The sequence below is a fragment of the Chryseobacterium vietnamense genome (assembly GCF_031454475.1).
Classification (GTDB): Bacteria; Bacteroidota; Bacteroidia; order Flavobacteriales; family Weeksellaceae; genus Chryseobacterium; species Chryseobacterium vietnamense.
Map to the genome: position 1 here is coordinate 899,708 of NZ_JAVDQX010000002.1, position 20,648 is coordinate 920,355.

Here is a 20,648-nt window from a genome sequence, read left to right on the forward strand (position 1 = left end):
ATTTCTATGGCTTATATAGATTACTATAAAATTTTAGGCGTAGATAAAAACGCAACACAGGATGACATCAAAAAAGCTTACCGGAAACAGGCAAGAAAATATCATCCCGATCTCAATCCCGGAGACAAAGAAGCAGAAAAGAAATTCAAAGAACTGAATGAAGCTAATGAAGTGCTGAGTAATCCGGAAAACAGATCAAAATACGACAAGTACGGAGAACACTGGAAGCACGGCGAAGAATACGAAAAAGCCCAGCAGCAACAGCAAAGACAGTATCAGCAGCAAAGTTATAACGGAGGATACTCCGGAGCAGACTTTGGTGGAGGTGAAGATTTCTCCGATTTCTTCCAGGATATGTTTGGCGGAGCAGCTGGTGGATTTGGCAGAAGTTCCAGAGGAAGAGCTTCCGGCAAGTTCAAAGGGCAGGATATCACTGCCGAATTGAATCTCAATTTAAGAGATGCCGCAACCACTCATCCGCAAACTTTTGAAATCAATGGTAAAAAAGTAAGAATCACCATTCCTGCAGGGGTGTACGACGGGCAGCAAATCAAGTTAAAAGGACATGGAAATCCCGGTGTAAACGGCGGACCAAACGGAGATTTATACATTACCTTCAATATCCCGGCAGATCCGGATTTTGAAAGAATCGGTGATGATCTGAAAACCAAAGTTACTATCGATCTGTACACTGCCGTTCTGGGCGGAGAAGTAAAAGTACAAACTCTCAACGGAAGCGTAAACCTTAAAGTGAAACCGGAAACCCAAACCGGAATGACGGTAAGGCTGAAAGGAAAAGGTTTTCCTGTCTATAAAAAAGAAGGAGAACACGGTGATCTTTTTGTAACCTATGAAGTGAAACTGCCAACCAACCTTACCGAAAAGCAGAAAGAACTTTTTGAACAACTAAAAAATTCCTAAGCTATGAGTGAAAGAATATCACGGGAAGAACTCGTAAAAATCTACAATATAGAAATTACTTTTTTTGATGAGCTTGTAGACTATGGGCTGCTGAATATTCAGATTGAAAACAATACTCATTACCTGATGTATGAAGATCTGCCCGCTCTGGAAAAATTTGCCAACTGGCATTATGATCTCGAAATTAATCTGCCGGGTCTTGAAGTCATTCATAATATGCTGAAAAAGCTGGATGCACTGAACCGCAGAAACAGAGAACTGATGAACAAACTTTCTGCAATAAGTGATCAATATGAAGATATTTAGTTTAGTTTTGTAGCTTTTTAAAGCAAACTCTATAATTATGAATGAAGAAAAGGTGATTACACTAAAACCTGACAGGAAGATTTTTGAAGATATTTATTTTAGCGGTAATCAGGGAAGTCTGCTTTTTTCACCCACTACAAAAAGTAAAACTATTGCCACCATTGCAGCAGCCATAGTTGTTTTCATCGTTTTTCTTTTGAAAGATCAACTGAGCAAAGAAAGTAAGGGTATTCTATATTTTTTAAGCTTTATATTTTTGCTTTGTGCGGTTTTTTTATCCGTAAGCGTTAATAAAGTTTCAAGATGGAAAAAACAGGTAAATCATTATCTAAGCACGCTTGAAAGATGTAAAGTATACGAAATAAGATTGGATAATAACTTTTTCACAGTAAATATCGATGGTGAAAAAGAAACCAGCGAATGGAAAGATTTTGAGTATTTTGACAGCACTCATGAATTTATTTCTCTTGAAGGAAAATACAACTATATGTTTCCCAGAAAATCAATGAGTGAGAAAGAATACAGTTTTCTTAAGAATACCTTAAAAGAGAAAGTGAACATCAGCTGATAAAAACAAAAACGGAGCAAAATTATTTTGCTCCGTTTTTTATGATTTATAAGTTAGCTTATTTGCTTTCTTCCAGCCATCCCATTTCCTTCATCCACTCGTCATTGTAGATTTTTCCTACATATCTTGAACCATGGTCATGGAGTAAAACTACAATTACATCATCTTTCGTGAACTGATCTTTCATCTGAATTAAAGAGGCAATAGCGCTTCCTGCAGAATATCCACAGAAAATACCTTCTTCCTTCGCCAGTTTTCTGGCGTAGATAGCACCATCTTTATCAGTCACTTTCTCAAAGTGATCAATTACAGACATGTCATAGTTTTCAGGAATAATATCTTCCCCGATTCCCTCTGTAATATAAGTGTAGGCATGGTCATAATGCAGTTCACCTGTTTCGTGGAACTCTTTAAGAATAGAACCGTAAGTATCTACTCCGATTACTTTAATATCTGAATTTTTTTCTTTGAAGAAAGTTCCGCACCCGGTGATTGTACCTCCTGTTCCGGCTCCTACCACAAAATGAGTCAGTTTTCCTTCTGTCTGTTCCCAGATCTCCGGAGCGGTAGATTCATAATGAGCAGCTCTGTTGGATAAGTTATCATATTGGTTGACATACCATCCGTTTTCTGTCTCTTTTGCCAGTCTTTTGGAAACTGAATAATAAGAACGTGGATCGGTAGGTTTTACGTCAGTAGGACAAACAATTACTTCTGCACCTACAGCACGAAGAATGTCGCATTTTTCTTTAGACTGTTTTGAATTGGTCACAAAGATACATTTGTACCCTTTAATGATGGCAGCCAATGCCAGTCCCATTCCTGTATTTCCGGAAGTTCCTTCGATAATGGTTCCTCCAGGTTTTAATCTGCCGTCTTTTTCAGCATCTTCTATCATTTTAAGAGCCATTCTGTCCTTTACTGAGTTTCCGGGATTGAAGGTCTCTACTTTTGCTAATACTAATGCCGGAAAATCTTCACCTAATACTTTGTTAAGCTTTACCAGCGGTGTGTTACCTATCGTTTCAAGGATATTTTTTGCGTATTTCATAAATGTTTTATAAGCGGCACAAAGATAAGGCTTTTAAAATTATCTGCGCTGTGGATAACATGTGGATAAGTTGTGGATAACACTGGAACCAATTGAAAGACAACCGATAACTTTCAATTATCAATTATCAATTATCAATTATCAATTATCAATTATCAATTATCATGTTAGTTGTACTTAATCGCCTTCACCGGAGAAATCTTACTGATCAGGTAGCTTGGAATAATCAGCGCCAGTCCTGAGATAATAAGAATTCCTACTGATATGGAGATAATGGCAATCGGATTAAGATCAACCGGAACAGTGCTTACGTAGTAATTTTCAGGATTAAGCTTGATGATTCCAAAGAATTTCTGGATTAAAATCAATCCCAGTCCGATAGCGTTTCCATACAAAAGTCCCGGAATCATAATAATCAGGGTATAATTGATGAAAGTGGCTCTTATCTGTGAATTGCTTGCGCCTAATGTTTTAAGAAGACCGATAGAATTGGTTCGTTCAATAATAAGGATCAGAAGAACCATAATGATATTGATAACCACTACAATCAGCATGATGATGATGATTAAAGCAATATTGGTATCAAAAATACTGATCCAGTCTGTAATCTGCGGGAATTTTTCTGTCGCTTTTTCAGCATAGTTTTTATACCCGATCAGTTTTTCAATACCAGGAAAATCCTTGTCGATATCATTCACGTTCTTCAGGAAAATATCGATTCCGCCAATTTCATCAGGTTTCATATCCTGAATTTTTCTGGCATGATTGATTCCGCCAATAACAAATTGCTCGTCAATGAGCTTGATATCGGTTCTGTAAATTCCAATAACTCTGAATTTACGGTAAAGCGGTTTCTGATCAGCTTTTAAAAATACGGTTACAATGCTGTCGTTCAATTTAAGATGAAGGTCATTGGCTACTTTCTGCGAAATGGCTACATCACTATTGAATCCCTTTTCTGTTACCTTTGGAGTTGTTCCGGCAATAAGGAATTTTTTGAATCTTAAACTGTCAAAATCTTTTCCTATTCCTTTAAATATAATGCCTGCAAAATTATGCTCATTACGCATAATTCCGGTGACCGTCACATATTTTTGAGTGCTTTCCACATCGGGAAGCTCTTTTATTTTGGCAATATTCAGTCCCTGATTATCCAGTACAGAAGTATTGTACGAAGAATTGGACCGCGTGGATCTTACTGTAATATGTCCGCTGAAATCGGCCAGCCTTTCTTTGATAGCTTTTTTTGAACCAAAACCGGTGGCTACGGTAATCAGGGAAACGATAATTCCCAATGCTACGGAAAGCCTGCCAATGAAGATGATAACCCTTGAAAGGTTATTTTTGTTATCTTTGGAAAATGCTATTTTTCTAGAGAAATATAAAGGAAATTTCAAGCTTATGAATTTAGATTTCAAAATTAAAAATTTACTTCTGATTTGCCTAATTTTTTTAGGAGTATTCAATCAATATTATTCTCAGACTCAAGTTCAACCGGATTTTAAAACGGGTGCCGATCAGCCTGAAATCTACCTGCCGCTGTTAAAAAATAAAACAATAGGCGTGGTAACCAATCAGACAGGTTTAATGAGTGATAAAACCCACCTTGTTGATTTTCTGGTAAAAAACGGGATTAAAATCAAGTCCATTTTTGCTCCCGAACATGGTTTCAGAGGGGATGCTGATGCGGGTGCAAAAGTGAAAAACGGAGTAGATGTAAAGACAGGTATTCCCATTGTTTCTCTATATGGCAATAATAAAAAGCCAAAACCGGAACAGCTTTCCGGAATTGATATCGTTGTTTTTGATATTCAGGATGTGGGCGTTAGGTTTTATACTTATATATCCACTTTGTCTTATCTGATGGAAGCAGGGGCTGAAAACAATGTGGAAATCATGGTATTGGATCGTCCCAATCCTCATGACGGATACACAGACGGCCCTGTATTGAGAAAAAAGTGGGCAAGTTTTGTAGGAATGCATGAAGTTCCCGTTGTTTACGGGCTTACGATAGGAGAGTATGGAAAAATGGTTAACGGTGAAAAATGGTTAAAAAATGGTGTTCAGGCTCAATATACGCTTGTTCCGATGAAGAATTATCATAAAAAGCAGCGTTATCCGATGCTTGATAAACCTTCTCCTAATTTACCCAATGATAAAGCCATTAATTTATATCCGAGCCTTTGCTTCTTTGAAGGTACTCAGGTTTCCGTGGGAAGAGGAACAGACCTTCCTTTTCAGATTTATGGTTCTCCATGGACGGAAAACCTTCCTTATCAGTTTACACCAAAACCAAGCTACGGAGCTAAAGATCCCTTCCTGAATGGAAAATTATGTTATGGTGAAAATCTTTCCAATTACCCTAAAGATTTAAGAGAATTGAATCTTGAATGGGTAATCAAAGCCTATCGGAATTATAAAAACCCTCAGCAGGATTTCTTCCTGAAAAATCTGTGGTTTGATACCTTATCCGGAACTGATGAATTGAGAAAACAGATCATCGCAGGAAAATCAATTCCGGAAATTAAAGCTTCATGGAAAAAAGATCTGGAAAATTTCGAAAAGATCAGAACCAGATATGTGGTGTATAAAGATTAATTAATCAAAATTCTGGGGCGGATTTTTATCATTTCTGCCCTTATTTAATATAAAAAGTCCGATTGTCAAGCCGACAACACCTGCAAAAGCAGTCATTAACGCTCTTTGTAATTTATCAGGCAGATCATTCCCGATATAATTCATTAAAAAAAGGATCACAAAAGTGATCACTAAAATGATGATATGATTTTTTCCAAATAATTTCATTGTCTTATTTTAGCTTGTAAGAGATCATTATTCCTCCTCTGTACGGAATGATTTCGCCGCTTTTGTTAAACTCTTTTGCAGAATCATAGCGTCTTCCGGTAGTACGGTCGTATCCTTTGTAAAACCCCTGTGATGTACCTACAGTAGCATACAGATCAAGATTCCATCGTTCGGATAGCTGGAACTGATACCCTGCTGTTACCCCCAGCATAAAAGAAAACCCTCTTTGATACAGATTGGAGTTGGTAAGGATTTCCCCATTCCAGTTTTCAAAACTATTATCATTCCAGTAATTCCATTTTGAAGCATTGTAGGCCGCAAAACTAATGTTGGCTCCTATATACCAGTGTTTGAAAGCTTCATTAAAATAGTATCTTCCTTCTGCGGATACAGAATAAAACTGTAATTCATGTCCTGCGAAAGATTTCCATGGTGAAATGAAAACATCTCCCTGAAGGGTGTATTTCGGACTAATCTGTTTTTCTATTCCTAAGTTTAAAATTCCTATCGGAGCAAATAAAGCGTTCCCTTTTATGTATAAACTTTTATCCTGTCCTCCTTGTTCCTGTTCCTGAGCGCTCAACATAGTTGTGGACAGGAAAGCTAAAATGCCTGCTGCTAATAATTTATAATTCATCCGGTTTATAATGTTTATTTTATTTGCTTTAATAGTTCATCTGCCAGTTGAGAATCCTTATTACCCTGAACGGCCATATTTCTTGCCATTTCAGCATAGTTTTTTGCCATTTCCTTATTTCCTGTAAGATGATAAAGTTTGGCAAGAATATATGTGTTTTCTGAAGTTTCGCTTCTCATGACAGATTTTTCTGCCCATTCCGTAGCCTTCTTTAATGAAGATGGGGTTTTCACATGATCTGCAAATATCCATGCAGCTCTCAGGAGTTCATTCGGATCAAAAGCATCAGAATTTTTATAATAGTCTAAAGCTGCTTTTTCGTATTCAGGAAAATTACTGTTCTGTTCATAATAACTGAGCTTAGTCTGATTCAGCTTTTTAACAGCCGCTTCTTTTCCTACCAACGGTTCAGCCGCTTTCATGAAGTGATCGTCATTGATTTTTTTATTTTTATCATCAATAGACTGTTCTACTATTTTCCCCAATTTCAGCTGGGCATCAAATTCATTGTAAGTTTCTTCAGGAAGGAATTTAATAATCTCTGCTTTTCTGGATGCAAAAACAGGATAGTTGATATCTTCCGATGATTTTACGAAGTAAAGAAGAAATCCGATTTCATCTTTTGTCAGTTCTTCGGTTTTCTTTTTGTTCTGGAAGTATCTTTCTGAGGCTTTTTTGGCAAATTCATAATCTGAATTGGCATTAAGCTTCATGATGTTAATCAGGAATTCCGGGTCTTTTTCACCACCGGCAAAGCGGTCTTTAAGAGATCCTTTTTTATTTCCGGGTGAATTGATGTCCTGAGCCATTGCCACAAACAGGCTTTCTTCCAAATATCCGGTATTTCGGGAAACCAGTTCTCCTTCACCGTTCAGGAAAAGATAAGTAGGATAGGAACGTACTCCGAATTTCGAAGCGATGTCTCTTCCTTCTCCTTTTTCCATATCAAATCTTGCATTAATGAAGTTGGTATTGTAATAATCACTTACCGCTTTCTGAGTGAAAACATTTTTTTCCATCATTTTGCATGGACCACACCAGGATGCATAGGCATCAATAAAAACCAATTTCTTTTCTTTTTTGGCTTTTGCAATAATATCCTTGAATGGCAGCTCCTGAAACTGGATGGCTTCCTGAGCAGAAATCGCGATGGCACAAAAAATAGATATCCCGGAGATGATCTTCTTCATTTTCAAATAAGATTTGTAGGCGAAGATAATTAATTTTCAAAATATAGCGTACTGAATCGGTAGTCTGAATGACGATATTAACGAACTTTAAGACTTAAGCGTATCCGGATTTTCGTTTTTTAATTTAAAATATGAAAGGGCTCAAATGCTTTTACTAGTGGTTTATTTTCAATATGCTGTATCTGTTTTTAAAAAATTGAAATCAAAATTTAATTCACTCTATAGTCCTGAAATCTTTGTTATATCTTTGCAAACGAATAATTTATATGTTGAGGAACCTACAATTTTGAGAATTTGATTATTAATTTTAAGCACGCTTTATCCAAAAAATCCATTTACATTACCGCTTTATCTGCCTGCCTTATCGCAGTGGCAGCATTTGCTGTTTTGAGTCTTTTGATCACAGAAGACAGCCGTAAAAATACCGATGATTTTGCAAAAAAGACCTTTTTCCGAAAGTATGAATCCATAGAACATGAGTTCAGGAATATTGAGGATTATCAGTACCTGCTTCGTGCCCTGATTCAGAAAGACGGCCTGAAGAATTACAAGGATTATTCTTCGGTTCTCAATGAGTTAAACAAGAAAAGAAACCTGTTGCCTTATAGCTGGTATTATTATGAAAATACCGTTTCAGGAAAAACAGATAGTAATAATCCTTTATCCGCTATTTTCAACAATACCCAAAATAATGAGAACTCTCTTGTTCTGAAAAATAATGGACCGGGACATTTCAAAGACCTTTTGCTTACTAAAAAAGACAGCATGTACTGGATAAGCTATGATTCTTTGGTATTACCCGATAAAAACAAATTGTACTATGGGTCTACGGTAAGTCTGGATGATCTTCATCAATATTTTATCAATGTTGATAAAAGCTCCAATACCTACGCTTATGTCTTTACTAAAGAAGGAATCTGTATCACTCATCCTGAGAAAAAATATATAGGAAAGAATATTTTTGATTTCACCGATATTAAAGCTAATGACACGTTAACCAGCAAAACTGAAACTGGATATACTAAAGGAACAGCCGTTTCAGAGTATCTTGGAGTTGAGGTAACCCGATTCATAAAACCTTTAAAGACCGATAATTTTGATGGTTACACAGTGGTGAATCATGTAAACTTTATTATTGATGAAAATCTCAGCAAGATAAAAGCTTATACCGTTTATATTTTCCTGGCCGCACTTTTTCTCATCGTAACGGTTTTTATATTATTCCAGAGAGCAACCAATCTGGCTTATCAGGAGAAAGAGAAAATACAGTCTGAGAAGAATTTATTGCTGATAGAAAACGAAAAAATGCACAAGGCAGAAGTGATCAATCAGCTTCAGCAGCTTAAAAATAATATCAATCCGCACTTTCTTTTCAATTCATTGAACTCCCTTTACATGCTGATCGGGATTAACAAGGAAAACGCACAGAAGTTTACCATGAACCTCTCTAAGATATACAGGTATCTTATCGTGCCTCCGAAAGATAATATTGTTCCGGTTTCGCAGGAAATCAAGTTTATTCAGCAATATATGGAACTGCTGAAAAGCAGGTTTGATGAAGAAATGAAGTTTGAACTGATTGTTAATGCTCCGGAAAGTCTTGAAAAAAGAATACCGTATTTATCCCTTCAGATTGTCACGGAAAATGCTACCAAACACAATATTGCAACGATAGACCAACCTCTGGAAATTATCATTATTGTTGATGAGGATGGGGTCACGGTAAAGAATACCTGGCAGCCTAAAACTGAACCGGTGCAGGGAGAGAAGTTCGGGATTGATTATTTGAATCAGGTTTATGGATATTTTAAGAATAATCTTCTTCATATTTCTGTAGATGGTGAATATTTCGTATGTTTTTTGCCTTTAATGGAGTAAAAATAAAAATCCATTCACTCCCAAAATATCACCATTCACTCCCTAATATTATATATATGATTCACGATACCTATAGCTTTGCTTGCTGAAACTAAGATATTTACTATTTGGAATGAATCGGACTATTTTAATGAAGAATTACAGACTTGCGCTGTATCTCGGTCTCGCTATGGCCTCACCAATGGCAGTAGCTCAGAAAAAAGATAAGGATACGGTAAAGGTCAATAAAGAAAAAACGGATAAGACAGAAACATCCTCATCAAAAAAAACAAAAAAAATTGAAGACCTGATTAAAAAAGGGACCTATAAAAAGGGACTTTTTAATACCATTCAGGTAAAAACGGATATTTATTTTGAAATTCCTGACAGTTTAATGGGACGTCAGTATTTGGTAGTTAACAAACTTTCGCAGGTACCCATGCAGGTAAATGAAGCGGGTTTAAACAAAGGAATGAATTATGAAAATAAGGTCATCTCTTTTCACCGCGATCCTGTAGCTAAAAAGGTCTGGGTAAAAACTGTGGTTCCTAAAGTGTCATCCCCAAAAAATGATGCCATTACAAAATCTGTGAAAGATAACTTCTCAGAATCTGTGATTGAAGTTTTTGATATTGAGGCACAAAATAACGACTCTACAGCGGTGGCTATTAAAGTGAACAAAGTTTTTGACGGAAATCAGAAGAGCTTTAATGATGTGTTGGCCAATGTAGGATTAGGAGGATCTGTGAAATCAAGCCTTTCTTATATAGAAGGAGTGAAAACATTTCCTAAGAACCTTGTGGTGAAGTCACAATTGTCTACCTCTGTCAATGAAGGTGGAGTAGATCTTCCGGTAACATTAGGAGTGACTACCAATCTGGTTCTTCTTTCTGAAATACCGATGAAACCGAGAGTAGCGGATTCAAGAGTAGGATTTTTCTCCGAAAAACACTGGTCGTTTAATGACAATCAGCAGAAAATGGATGAAAAATTCTTCATTACCAAATGGAATCTTGAACCTAAAGATGAAGATAAAGAAAAATACTTAAGAGGTGAGCTGGTAGAACCTAAGAAACCGATTGTTTATTATATCGACCCGGCAACACCAAAACAATGGCGTGAGAAAATCATTGCCGGAGTACATGACTGGCAGGCGGCGTTTGAGCAGGCAGGATTCAAAAATGCAGTGATTGCGAAAATGCCGGATGAAAAAGATGAAGATTTTGATATTGATGATGTAAGATATTCTGTAATTACTTACGCCGCTTCGCCAAAGTCAAATGCAATGGGACCATCAGTAGTAGACCCGAGAAGTGGAGAAATCATTGAAGCGGATATTATCTGGTGGCACAATGTAATGACTTCTCTTCATGACTGGATGAGAATTCAGACAGGGCCTATTGATCCTAAAGCAAGAGGAAATAAATTCAGTGATGAACATATGGGTGAAGCCATCCGCTTTGTTTCATCTCATGAAGTGGGACACACTTTCGGATTGAAGCACAATATGGGGGCATCCTTTGCCTTCCCGGTAGAGTCGCTTCGTTCCAAAGAATTTACGGACAAAATGGGGGGAACGGCACCTTCCATCATGGATTATGCCCGTTACAATTATGTCGCTCAGCCGGAAGACGGAGTAACAGCAATCACCCCGAAAATCGGTATTTACGATAAATATGCGATAGACTGGGGGTACCGTTGGTATCCGGATGAATTTGTCGAGAAAAAAGCGCTGAAAAACTTAATTGAAAAACACGAGGACGACCCGATGTATTTCTACGGTGAGCAGCAGAGCTACCTGGAAACTATTGATCCGCGTTCGCAGTCTGAAGATTTAGGTGATGATGCGATGAAAGCCAGCGAATATGGAATAAAAAACCTTAAAGTGGTGATTAACAATCTTTTGAAATGGACGTATGAAGACGGTAAAGAATACACAGATGCCGGAAAATTATATCTGGGAGTGATCGGGCAGTGGGATCTGTATACAGGTCACGTAATGGCAAATGTAGGAGGAATCTATCTGAATAATACTGTTTTTGGAAATAAGAAGAAAGCCTATGAAGCTGTTCCTGCAGAAATTCAGAGAAGAGCCGTTGATTACCTTGTTAAAAATGCTATCAACCTTCCGGAGTGGTTATTCTTTAATCCGATTACAGAAAAAACGTATCCGGTAAAAGATTCACCAATGGGACCATTCGAGCAGACGCCGTATACCATGGCAAGAGGAATGCAGTATGCCAATATCTATTCTTTGTTTATGGATGACAGATTGTTGAGGTTGCTTGAAAACGAGCTGAAGCATCAGGTTTCAGGATCAAAAGAAGAAATCTATACGGTTGAGAACTTATTTGATCAGGTAAGAACAGCCATTTTCAGTAAAAAAGGAAGCCTTACGATGCTTGAAAAAATGACTCAGAAAAATTATGTGGATGCTCTTATTGTTTCGGTGAACAAGTTGTTTGAAAAAACGGCAGTGAAAGGATTGAAAGTAGATGATACACTGAATATCCCAACCATCTGTAATTTCCATGAAGATGATCACGGCTTGAGGAATATCAATTATTCATCCATGAAAAGAGTATCTGAAGTGACGACTTACAAGAGAGCGGAACTTCAGAAAGTTCTGGACTTACTGAACAGAACCAGGTACAGAGGTGATGATGCTTCGAGAGCACATTACACAGATTTAATCATTCGTATTCAGGAGGCTTTAAACAAATAAACGGCAATGAAAAAAACTCTAATACTTTTACCTCTTTTGGCTGCTAATATAGCAATGGCCCAGCAAAAGAAAACCATCACCGGGAAAATAGAAGATGCCAATACTTCTAACATTATCAGCGGTGCATCTATAAAAATCGAGACCCAGTCGGTGTCTACAAAAACAGAATTAACTGGAATTATCGAAAGTGTATCAGTAGGTACAGTAACCGATAAAGACGGAAAATTTATCCTGGAAATTCCTGAAGATACAAAAACAGTATTGGTCAGTTATCCTGGGTATGAATCCAGAGTCATTCAGCTGAATGAAGGACAGACCAATTATACCATCAGACTGACTTCTGAAGTTTCAGAAAAAAATAAAATCCAGGAAGTCATCATCACCGGATATCAGAAGATTGAAAAACGTAAGCAGACCTCAGCGGTTTCTACAGTAAAAATGGACAACATCAGCCAGGCTGGTGTTGCCAGTGTAGACCAGATGCTGGCAGGACAGATTGCCGGTGTGGCAGTAACTCCTGAGACCGGTGCTCCTGGTAGTCCGGCGAAGATCAGAATCAGAGGTACAGCTTCCCTTTCCGGGCCGCAGGATCCGCTATGGGTAATTGACGGTTTGCCATTAGAAGGAAATGATGTTCCGAACTTTACGGATAAAGATAATATTGACCAACTTCAGAACTTCTCTATCGCAGGATTGAACCCTAACGATATTGAAGATATTACCATCCTTAAAGATGCCGCAGCAACAGCTATTTATGGAGCAAGAGCAGCAAACGGAGTGATCTCCATTACTACCAAAAAAGGGAAAAAAGGAAGTCTGAAACTGAACTTTTCAGCAGATACTTTTGTTACATCACGCCCTGATTTTGATAAACTGAATCTTTTAAATGCCTCTGAAAAAGTAGACCTGGAACTTATGCTTGCTAAGCGGGCAGATCTTACTTACCGCGCAGATAAAGGAGAAGTAATGAGAATACTGACTCAGAATAACCAGCTTGATGTTTTCAGAAACGGAGGTTTTGATGCGTTGAATTCATTTACACGCCAGCAAATTAACGGTTTAAGAAATAACAATACAGACTGGGGTAAACTGTTGTACAGAAATGCCATCAACAAACAATACGGATTAAGTGTTTCCGGAGGAAGTGACCGTGCAGACTACTATTTCTCTCTGGGATACTATGATGAAGAAGGAACAACTATCGGAACGGGTTTTAAACGGTATAACCTGACTTTAAAAAACAATTATAAATTAAGCGATAAGTTAAATGCAGGAATCTCTATTTTTGGAACGCAAAGTGAGCGAGAATCTTTTGTAACGGATGCTGATGCCTCAATCAACCCTGTGAATTATTCAAGAAATGCTAATCCTTACATGAAGCCTTTCAATGCAGATGGAAGCTACAATTATGATAGAGATATGGATGGTTTTGAAGACCGTTATATTCCTTTCAACTTCCTCGAAGAAAGGGAAAATACCAACTATTCGCTGAAAAACAACTCTTTGAAGGCAATTTTAGATTTAGAATATAAAGCTTCAAAAAGTTTAAGATTTACCTCTCAGTTAGGAATTCAGTATGATGCAAACAAAACAGAGAAGTTTGCAGCAGAGAATACCTATTTCACCAGAAAAATGAAAGAAAATACCCGCTATTACAAAGACGGTAAATACAATTACTTTCTGCCGGCTGGTGCGGTAAAACAAAACTGGGATAATGATTTCTTCCAGTACAACTGGAAATTGCAGGCGGCGTACAGCACAAAGATCAATAAGCATGAAATTGATTTGATGGCAGGTACGGAAATCCGTAAAACAGAGGATAACACAACGATTACAAGAGCTTTCGGATATGATCCGAAGACCAGAAGAGCGACTGCAATTGTTTTCCCGAATTCAGGTTTTGCAGCTGACAAAAGATATGAAACCTACCGTGAAGCAGCTCCTATAGAGAATGCTTACGCTTCCATGTTTGCAACAGCATCATATACCTACGATCAGAAATATACCTTCTTCGGAAGTGTAAGATATGATGGAACTAACCTTTTCGGGGTAAATAAAAAGTATAAATATCTTCCCATCTGGGCAGTTTCAGGATCATGGCTGGTAACGAAGGAAGATTTTATGAAAAATATTTCTGCCATATCGAACCTTAGACTGAGAGCATCTTACGGTCTTCAGGGAAATATCGACAGAAACACTTCACCTTTCTTTATCGGTGAATATAACGATGCAACCATTCTTCCGGGTGGAAAAGAACCGATCATCAATGTGATCAGCCCTCCGAACGATAAACTGAGATGGGAAAAAACAACCAATACCAACCTGGGGCTTGATTTAGGATTGTTCAACAACCGTGTAAGCCTTACTGCTGATGTTTACAGCAGAAAAGGAACGGATATGATCAGTATGAAAGAAACCCCTCTTGAAACAGGATTCGAATATACAATGATGAACTGGGGAAGCTTGACCAACAAAGGTTTTGAACTGGCAATATCTACCAGAAACATCAATCATGATAATTTTAAGTGGACAACTACCATCAACTTTGCTCACAACAAGAGTAGAGTATTAAGCGAGCAGCCACGTGATAATGCATTGCTTCCATCAAGAGAAGGACTGCCTGTAAATGCTGTTTTTGCGTTGAAAACCGCAGGAATGGACGAACAAGGAAATCCATTATTCTGGAAAGGAGATCAGAAGATTTCAGCAGCAGAATTCTTTAAGTTATATGATGTATATGCAGATTTCTTACCGGGACAGCTTGTAGATACCAAACTTTCAAACGCTGAGTTGAGAAGCCTGTTTACCTATGTGGGAGACAGAGATCCGAAATTTACCGGAGGAATTATCAATACCTTTAAGGTAAGTAATTTTGATCTTACCATCTCTGCAACATTCAACCTGAAGCAGACGGTGATGAGAACGCCTTCTTACAGAGGTATGGAGCTGGACAGAGGAAGAAACTATACAAGAGATATCTACGAAGCAGGAGGCTCACTTCCGGGAATTACAAGTCCTGATATGGATGCTAATCCGGATGGATGGATGGCTAATAAATGGTTTACCGGAAACCGTTCCAATGCATACAGTTTACTGGATGTATGGGCAAAAGAGATCAGCTATATCAGAATCAGCAGCATCCGTTTAGGATATACACTTCCTAAAGAATTTACAAACCCTATGGGGATTTCGAGTCTGAGACTGAGCGTTGAAGGGCGTAACCTGTTTGTATTCAGCAACGGATATAAAGGATATTTCGATCCGGAAACGTATGGTAATATTTATGCACAGCCTATCACTAAGTCGGTGACCGTAGGATTTAATGTTTCTTTTTAAAACTTGAGAAAAATGAGAAAAATTACAGCAATTATAGCTCTTGCAGCAATCAGCTTTATCAATATCGGATGTGACAGATTTCTGGATATTCAGCCTGAAGGAAAAGTTATTCCTACCACAGTTGAAGACTACAGAAAAGTACTTACTTCTGCCTATTCAAAATACCCAGTTCATAAATCTCTGGTAGCCCTTCGTACCGATGAGGTGAATATTGATGACAATGCCGCAGATTTTATTTCCTACCGTGAAATGGCCATGTGGAAAGATTCCAATAATGATCAGGCTTCTACGGAATTTCCATGGGTAAGCTTTTATTCCGTGAATTTCTATCTGAACCAGATTATCATCGAAGGAAGCAAAACCATGCAGGATTCACCGGAGAAAAATCAGATTTTAGCAGAAGCCTATGCTCTTCGTGCCTATTTGTATTTTGATATGGTAAATCTATACGGAAAGCCCTACAACAGTGCTACAGCTTCTACAGACAGAGGAGTTCCAATCAATCTTGAAATTGATCTTGAGCAGGTATTGAAACCATCTTCTGTACAGGAAGTATACAATCAGGTTCATGCAGATCTTAAAAAGGCGGAAGATCTGATGGTAGGGCAGAAGCAGGCATTAGGCCTTAATTACAGGTTCTCAAAAACAGCATTGCTGGCTTTTGAAGCTAGAGCAGCACTTTATGAAGGAGACTGGAACAAAGCTGTGAACTATGCAGATCAGGTGCTGGCGGTAAAAAGTGATCTGAGCAATCTGAACACTGTCAATACCCCACCTAACCATTATGCTTCCCCGGAATCTATTATGGCTTTGGATAATACATGGGATAATTCTATAAAAAACTTATCTTTTGTATCTCCGGAACTTATTTCTTCTTACAATAATACCGCAGATAAAAGGTTTGGCATGTATTTTGAAAAAAATGGTAGTAAGTATAAAGTCATTAAAGGAGGAAGTTTAGAGTTCAAAGTGTCTTTCAGAACAGCAGAGCAGTACTTTATAAAATCTGAAGCATTGTTAAAGTTGAATAAACTGGCAGAAGCTAAAGAAACACTTCTGAAAGTATTAAAAAACAGATATACTCCGGAAGGATACACTTCTGTACAAAATACAGTATCTTCAATGGATTCTGCCACATTTATGACCTTTATTCTGGATGAAAGATTCCGGGAGTTTGCTTTAGAAGGACAAAGATGGTTCGACTTAAGAAGAGCAAATCAGAAAAAAATAAGCCATACCATTAGTGGCAAAGAGTATATTCTTCAGCAGAATGATCCGCGATATACCATTGAATATCCAATGAGTGCGAAGAAGAATAACCCTAATTTATAGAACTTCATATCAAATTCAATACAGAGGAAGCCGCTTGAACTTAATTGTTTCAGCGGTTTTTTTGTACTTTTGCACCGTTATGAAAATTGCCATTATAGAAGATGAACTGCTGGCTGTAAATTATCTGAAAAATCTTTTAGATACACAGAGCATAGTCCCTGTTACAGAGACGGTTATTCTTCGTTCCAAAAAACAGGCAATTGACTTTTTTGAAAAAGATTCCGCAGACCTTATCTTTATGGACATTCATCTTGGTGATGGAATGAGCCTGGAAATCTTTGAACAGGTTGAGCTTTTTACTCCGATTATTTTCATAACTGCATTTGATGAATATGCCATGAGAGTCTTCAGGCATTTTACCATTGATTATCTTCTGAAGCCCTTCGAAGAAGAAGATCTGCATAAAGCGTTACAAAAATTTATTTCCATAAGAAATAATTTTGATCCTGAGCCTGTTCTTAAATCGATGTCCACATTACGACAGGCAAACGATGAGGTAATGAAACGTTTTATGGTAAGAGAAGGCAATAAGCTTAAATCAATAGATGAACATAACACTGCTTATTTTTTTGCCTCCGGGAAATACCTTTTCCTGACCACAAAAGATCATCAGACCTATATTTATGACGATACCATTAAAGATATTATTCAGAAGCTGAATCCTGAAATTTTCTTTAAAATAAACCGAAAGTTTATCATTAATAAAGAGGCAGTTTCCGAAATTATCAAACATTCCAGCCAGAAAGTTGAACTTAGACTTTCTCCGGAACCGGAAGTGAATGCGGAAGTTTTTATCAGCAAAATGCAGATTGCGGAATGTTTAAGCTGGCTGAATAAATAATTTTTGTTCTGTATTCGGAAAACATCTGATACATTTTTTCATCATCCTCTCTTTTTCTGATTATTTGTTCTCAGATGTGAAAATTATTAATTAAAAAGAAGAAAAAATCCTACTACACCCATCCTACGTTATGCTTGTGTAATTTTAATGTTTTGCTATTCAGTGTTTTATGTTTTGTTATATTAATGATGTATAATACATTTATTAATGAACAAATAACATTTTTAGTAAAATTTTTATTGGTGTCTTATTCTCTATTTTAACCTGCTGCAAAATGCACTTGAGCTTAAATTAAGCCTTCTAACTATTTATTATTTTTCGAAAGACCTTGTGCTTTTCCGGTCTTAAAAATTTAAGCAAACTCATTATTGTAATCGTAGCGATTTAAATTTATGATTGTAAGTGATTGAAAGTCAATACTATTTTTTTGCAGTGTATGTCTGTAGTATCTGTTTTTTTTGTTTTTTATTGGAAATAGATAAGTTTTGTGTTATTAAGATTTCATTCTGAATTACAAATCACCATCCTGCATTAATAGTTTTAGCAGCCGGAATGGGCAGCAGATACGGAGGCAGTCTAACGACAGGTGTTTCGGAGTTACCTATCCCGAAGATAAAACAATTGTACAAAAAAGTATTTCAGAATTAAGAATGAAAAAGCTTTATCCGGAGAATCTGTGGGAATAATAACAGTTTGAAGATAAGTTTAATTTCAATCGTATCGTAAACATTAGAGCAGATAGATAATACATTTTTCTAAGTTTCAACAATTAGAATTTAAACCTCCAGAAACAATAGAATCCGGATATGAGAAATAGTGAAATGTGAAAATACTATTCTTATGACTGAAAAAATAGTAATTAAAAATTTAGAAATACAAATTCTATATATAAATTTAATGGTAGTAATTCCCAAAACCCAATTAATATGTTAAAAAGCACAATAGATTCCTCTACAGGATTTGAAAAAAGATTTGAAAAGATAGAAACAGTTATTTTCACGGATTCACTTTCAGCTTCAAAATCCGTAGCAAAAGAAATCTCAGACCTTATACGTGTAAAGCAAGCTCAAAAGCAACCTTGTATTTTAGGGTTGGCTACAGGTTCCTCGCCTAAAAGTTTATACGCTGAATTGGTACGGATGCACAGAGAAGAAGGCCTGAGTTTCAAAAACGTCATTACTTTCAACCTTGACGAATATTATCCTATGGAACTGGATTCCGTACATAGCTACGTTCGGTTTATGAAAGAATTATTGTTTGATAAAGTAGATATCCTTCCTGAAAATTATCACATTCCTGACGGAACATTATCTAAGGAGGAAATAGCAGATTATTGTACAGAATACGAACTTAAAATAGAAGCCGTAGGAGGGATAGATTTGCAGATTCTGGGTATTGGTGGCAATGGTCATATCGGGTTTAATGAATCAGGGTCCTTACAAAATTCCAAAACCCGTCTTGTAGCATTAGACCATATCACAAGAGTAGCGGCAAGCAATGAGTTTTTAGGGCTGTCAAATACTCCCAGAACTGCTATTACATTGGGAGTGAAGAAAATAATGGAAGCGAAAAGAGTAATACTGCTCGCGTGGGGGGAATCTAAATCAAATATTATAAAAGAGTCTGTAGAAGGTCCTGTAACCAATCTGGTACCGGCTTCCTATTTGCAGGAACACAAAAACGCAACTTTTGTATTAGATCAGTCAGCCGCTCATAAACTTACCCGAATTAATACTCCATGGCTGGTAGAAAAAATAGAATGGACTGATGCATCGATCCGGAAAGCAGTTTTAGGGTTAGCTCAAAAAATCAAAAAACCGATATTAATGCTTACCGATTCGGATTATATAGAAAACGGGATGAGCGATTTGCTGGCGGATAAAGGACCAGCTTATGATATCAATATACAGATTTTCAATAAATTACAACATACCATAACGGGGTGGCCAGGCGGTAAACCAGGAGCAGATGATACCAATAGACCGGAAAGGAAAACCCCGGCTAAGAAAAGAGTTCTTATATTCAGTCCGCATCCGGATGATGATATTATCAGTATGGGGGGAACGTTCATAAGACTGCACCAACAGGGGCATGAAGTTCATGTTGCTTATCAAACGTCCGGTAATATAGCTGTAGCAGATTCTGAAGCATTGAGGTTCGCAAATTTTGTGTGTGATTACAATGAAATGTTTGGCATAGAAAATAATGCAGCGCGAAAGATTTTTGACAAAGCGATCAAATTTTTACAAAATAAGAAAAACAGTGATATAGACATTCCTGAAGTAAGGCATATAAAGGGTCTGATAAGAAAAGGAGAAGCAAGGTCCACCTGCAATTATGTGGGAATACCAGACAGGCAGATCCATTTTTTGGAAATGCCCTTCTATGAGACAGGCAGAATAGAGAAAAAACCTTTGAGTACAGAAGATATAGAAATTGTGACCGATATAATAGACAGGGTAAAACCACATCAGATATATGCTGCTGGTGATTTGGCAGATCCTCATGGAACCCACAAGGTGTGTTTAGATGCCGTTTTTGAATCCGTTAAAAATCTGAAATCGGAGGAATACATGAAAGATTGCTGGTTATGGCTATACAGAGGAGCATGGAAAGAGTGGTCTATAGAAGAAATAGAAATGGCAGTACCACTAAGCCCGGACCAGATTTTGGAGAAACGCTATGGGATTTTCAAGCATCAGTCTCAAAAAGATGGAGTCATATTCCAGGGGACAGACATGAGAGAATTCTGGCAGAGAGCAGAAGAAAGAAACAGAGAAACAGCAGAGACTTATCATAAAATGGGACTTGCTACTTACGCTGCCATGGAAGCTTTTGTAAGGTGGAAATTCTAAAAATAATGTCTTAAGCGAATATTGGGTATGCGATGAAGAACTGAAGCCATTGAAAGGCGGTATTGCAGCCGTAACTTCAAAGCAGCAATAAGCTAAGAATGATATTGTTGAAGTAGTTTGATCTAAAGAGCTCCCCCGAGGCTTGTCTCGGGGCAGTAGAGAAAGCTTGAAAAACTATATGTTTTAAAAGTAGACTATGCACATTCGATGGATTAAGAGATTGT

Annotated in this window: 15 protein-coding genes; 10 read left to right on the forward strand and 5 right to left on the reverse strand. The window is 37.3% G+C overall.

Annotation, left to right across the window (positions count from 1 at the left end; genetic code table 11):
- Positions 1–6 precede the first annotated feature (6 nt).
- Genes J2786_RS13375 through J2786_RS13385 form a run of 3 tightly spaced genes read left to right on the forward strand, consistent with a single transcriptional unit; the run spans position 7 to position 1,795 of the window.
- Positions 7–921: a DnaJ C-terminal domain-containing protein gene (locus J2786_RS13375; protein WP_047434158.1), complete on the forward strand. Its 915-nt coding sequence runs from the start codon at positions 7–9 to the stop codon at positions 919–921.
- Between the two features lie 3 nt (positions 922–924).
- Positions 925–1,227, forward strand: coding sequence for a chaperone modulator CbpM (locus tag J2786_RS13380; protein ID WP_047434156.1), 303 nt, complete (start codon positions 925–927; stop codon positions 1,225–1,227).
- 37 nt (positions 1,228–1,264) lie between these two features.
- Entirely contained in the window at positions 1,265–1,795 is a 531-nt protein-coding gene (locus J2786_RS13385) for a hypothetical protein (RefSeq protein WP_310025538.1), read from the forward strand.
- 58 nt (positions 1,796–1,853) lie between these two features.
- Here the strand turns inward: J2786_RS13385 and J2786_RS13390 are convergent, their stop codons facing one another.
- Both J2786_RS13390 and J2786_RS13395 read right to left on the reverse strand, forming a co-directional pair.
- The gene (locus J2786_RS13390; RefSeq protein ID WP_047434153.1) at positions 1,854–2,846 is read right to left on the reverse strand and encodes a PLP-dependent cysteine synthase family protein; all 993 of its coding nucleotides are present in this window, start codon (positions 2,844–2,846) and stop codon (positions 1,854–1,856) included.
- Positions 2,847–3,013: 167 nt separating this feature from the next.
- Complete coding sequence (locus tag J2786_RS13395; protein ID WP_047434151.1) at positions 3,014–4,243, reverse strand: ABC transporter permease; 1,230 nt, start codon at positions 4,241–4,243, stop codon at positions 3,014–3,016.
- Positions 4,244–4,247: 4 nt separating this feature from the next.
- Here J2786_RS13395 and J2786_RS13400 point away from each other — a divergent pair, with 4 nt between their 5' ends.
- Positions 4,248–5,444: an exo-beta-N-acetylmuramidase NamZ family protein gene (locus J2786_RS13400; RefSeq protein ID WP_047435865.1), complete on the forward strand. Its 1,197-nt coding sequence runs from the start codon at positions 4,248–4,250 to the stop codon at positions 5,442–5,444.
- Here the strand turns inward: J2786_RS13400 and J2786_RS13405 are convergent, their stop codons facing one another.
- Genes J2786_RS13405 through J2786_RS13415 form a run of 3 tightly spaced genes read right to left on the reverse strand, consistent with a single transcriptional unit; the run spans position 5,445 to position 7,478 of the window.
- Positions 5,445–5,651, reverse strand: a complete 207-nt coding sequence (locus tag J2786_RS13405; protein ID WP_047387374.1) for a hypothetical protein — start codon at positions 5,649–5,651, stop codon at positions 5,445–5,447.
- Positions 5,652–5,655: 4 nt separating this feature from the next.
- Positions 5,656–6,288, reverse strand: coding sequence for a DUF3575 domain-containing protein (locus tag J2786_RS13410; RefSeq protein WP_047434149.1), 633 nt, complete (start codon positions 6,286–6,288; stop codon positions 5,656–5,658).
- Positions 6,289–6,302: 14 nt separating this feature from the next.
- Positions 6,303–7,478 (reverse strand): thioredoxin family protein, encoded by a 1,176-nt coding sequence (locus J2786_RS13415; RefSeq protein ID WP_047434147.1) that lies wholly within the window; start codon positions 7,476–7,478, stop codon positions 6,303–6,305.
- 294 nt (positions 7,479–7,772) lie between these two features.
- Between J2786_RS13415 and J2786_RS13420 the strand changes: the two genes are divergently transcribed.
- From J2786_RS13420 to nagB, 6 genes are all read left to right on the forward strand, one after another.
- A complete protein-coding gene (locus tag J2786_RS13420) occupies positions 7,773–9,356 on the forward strand; it encodes a sensor histidine kinase (RefSeq protein ID WP_047434146.1) in 1,584 nt (527 codons plus the stop codon).
- Between the two features lie 130 nt (positions 9,357–9,486).
- Positions 9,487–12,060 carry a zinc-dependent metalloprotease gene (locus tag J2786_RS13425; RefSeq protein ID WP_310025550.1) on the forward strand — a complete coding sequence of 858 codons (2,574 nt, stop codon included), beginning with the start codon at positions 9,487–9,489 and terminating at the stop codon, positions 12,058–12,060.
- Positions 12,061–12,066: 6 nt separating this feature from the next.
- On the forward strand, positions 12,067–15,396 hold the full coding sequence (locus J2786_RS13430; RefSeq protein ID WP_047434142.1) for a SusC/RagA family TonB-linked outer membrane protein: 3,330 nt from the start codon (positions 12,067–12,069) through the stop codon (positions 15,394–15,396).
- A 12-nt stretch (positions 15,397–15,408) separates the two neighbouring features.
- Complete coding sequence (locus J2786_RS13435) at positions 15,409–16,728, forward strand: RagB/SusD family nutrient uptake outer membrane protein (protein ID WP_047434140.1); 1,320 nt, start codon at positions 15,409–15,411, stop codon at positions 16,726–16,728.
- Between the two features lie 79 nt (positions 16,729–16,807).
- Entirely contained in the window at positions 16,808–17,569 is a 762-nt protein-coding gene (locus tag J2786_RS13440) for a LytR/AlgR family response regulator transcription factor (protein ID WP_047434138.1), read from the forward strand.
- A 926-nt stretch (positions 17,570–18,495) separates the two neighbouring features.
- On the forward strand, positions 18,496–20,424 hold the full coding sequence (nagB, locus tag J2786_RS13445; RefSeq protein ID WP_047434137.1) for a glucosamine-6-phosphate deaminase: 1,929 nt from the start codon (positions 18,496–18,498) through the stop codon (positions 20,422–20,424).
- Positions 20,425–20,648: the final 224 nt, after the last annotated feature.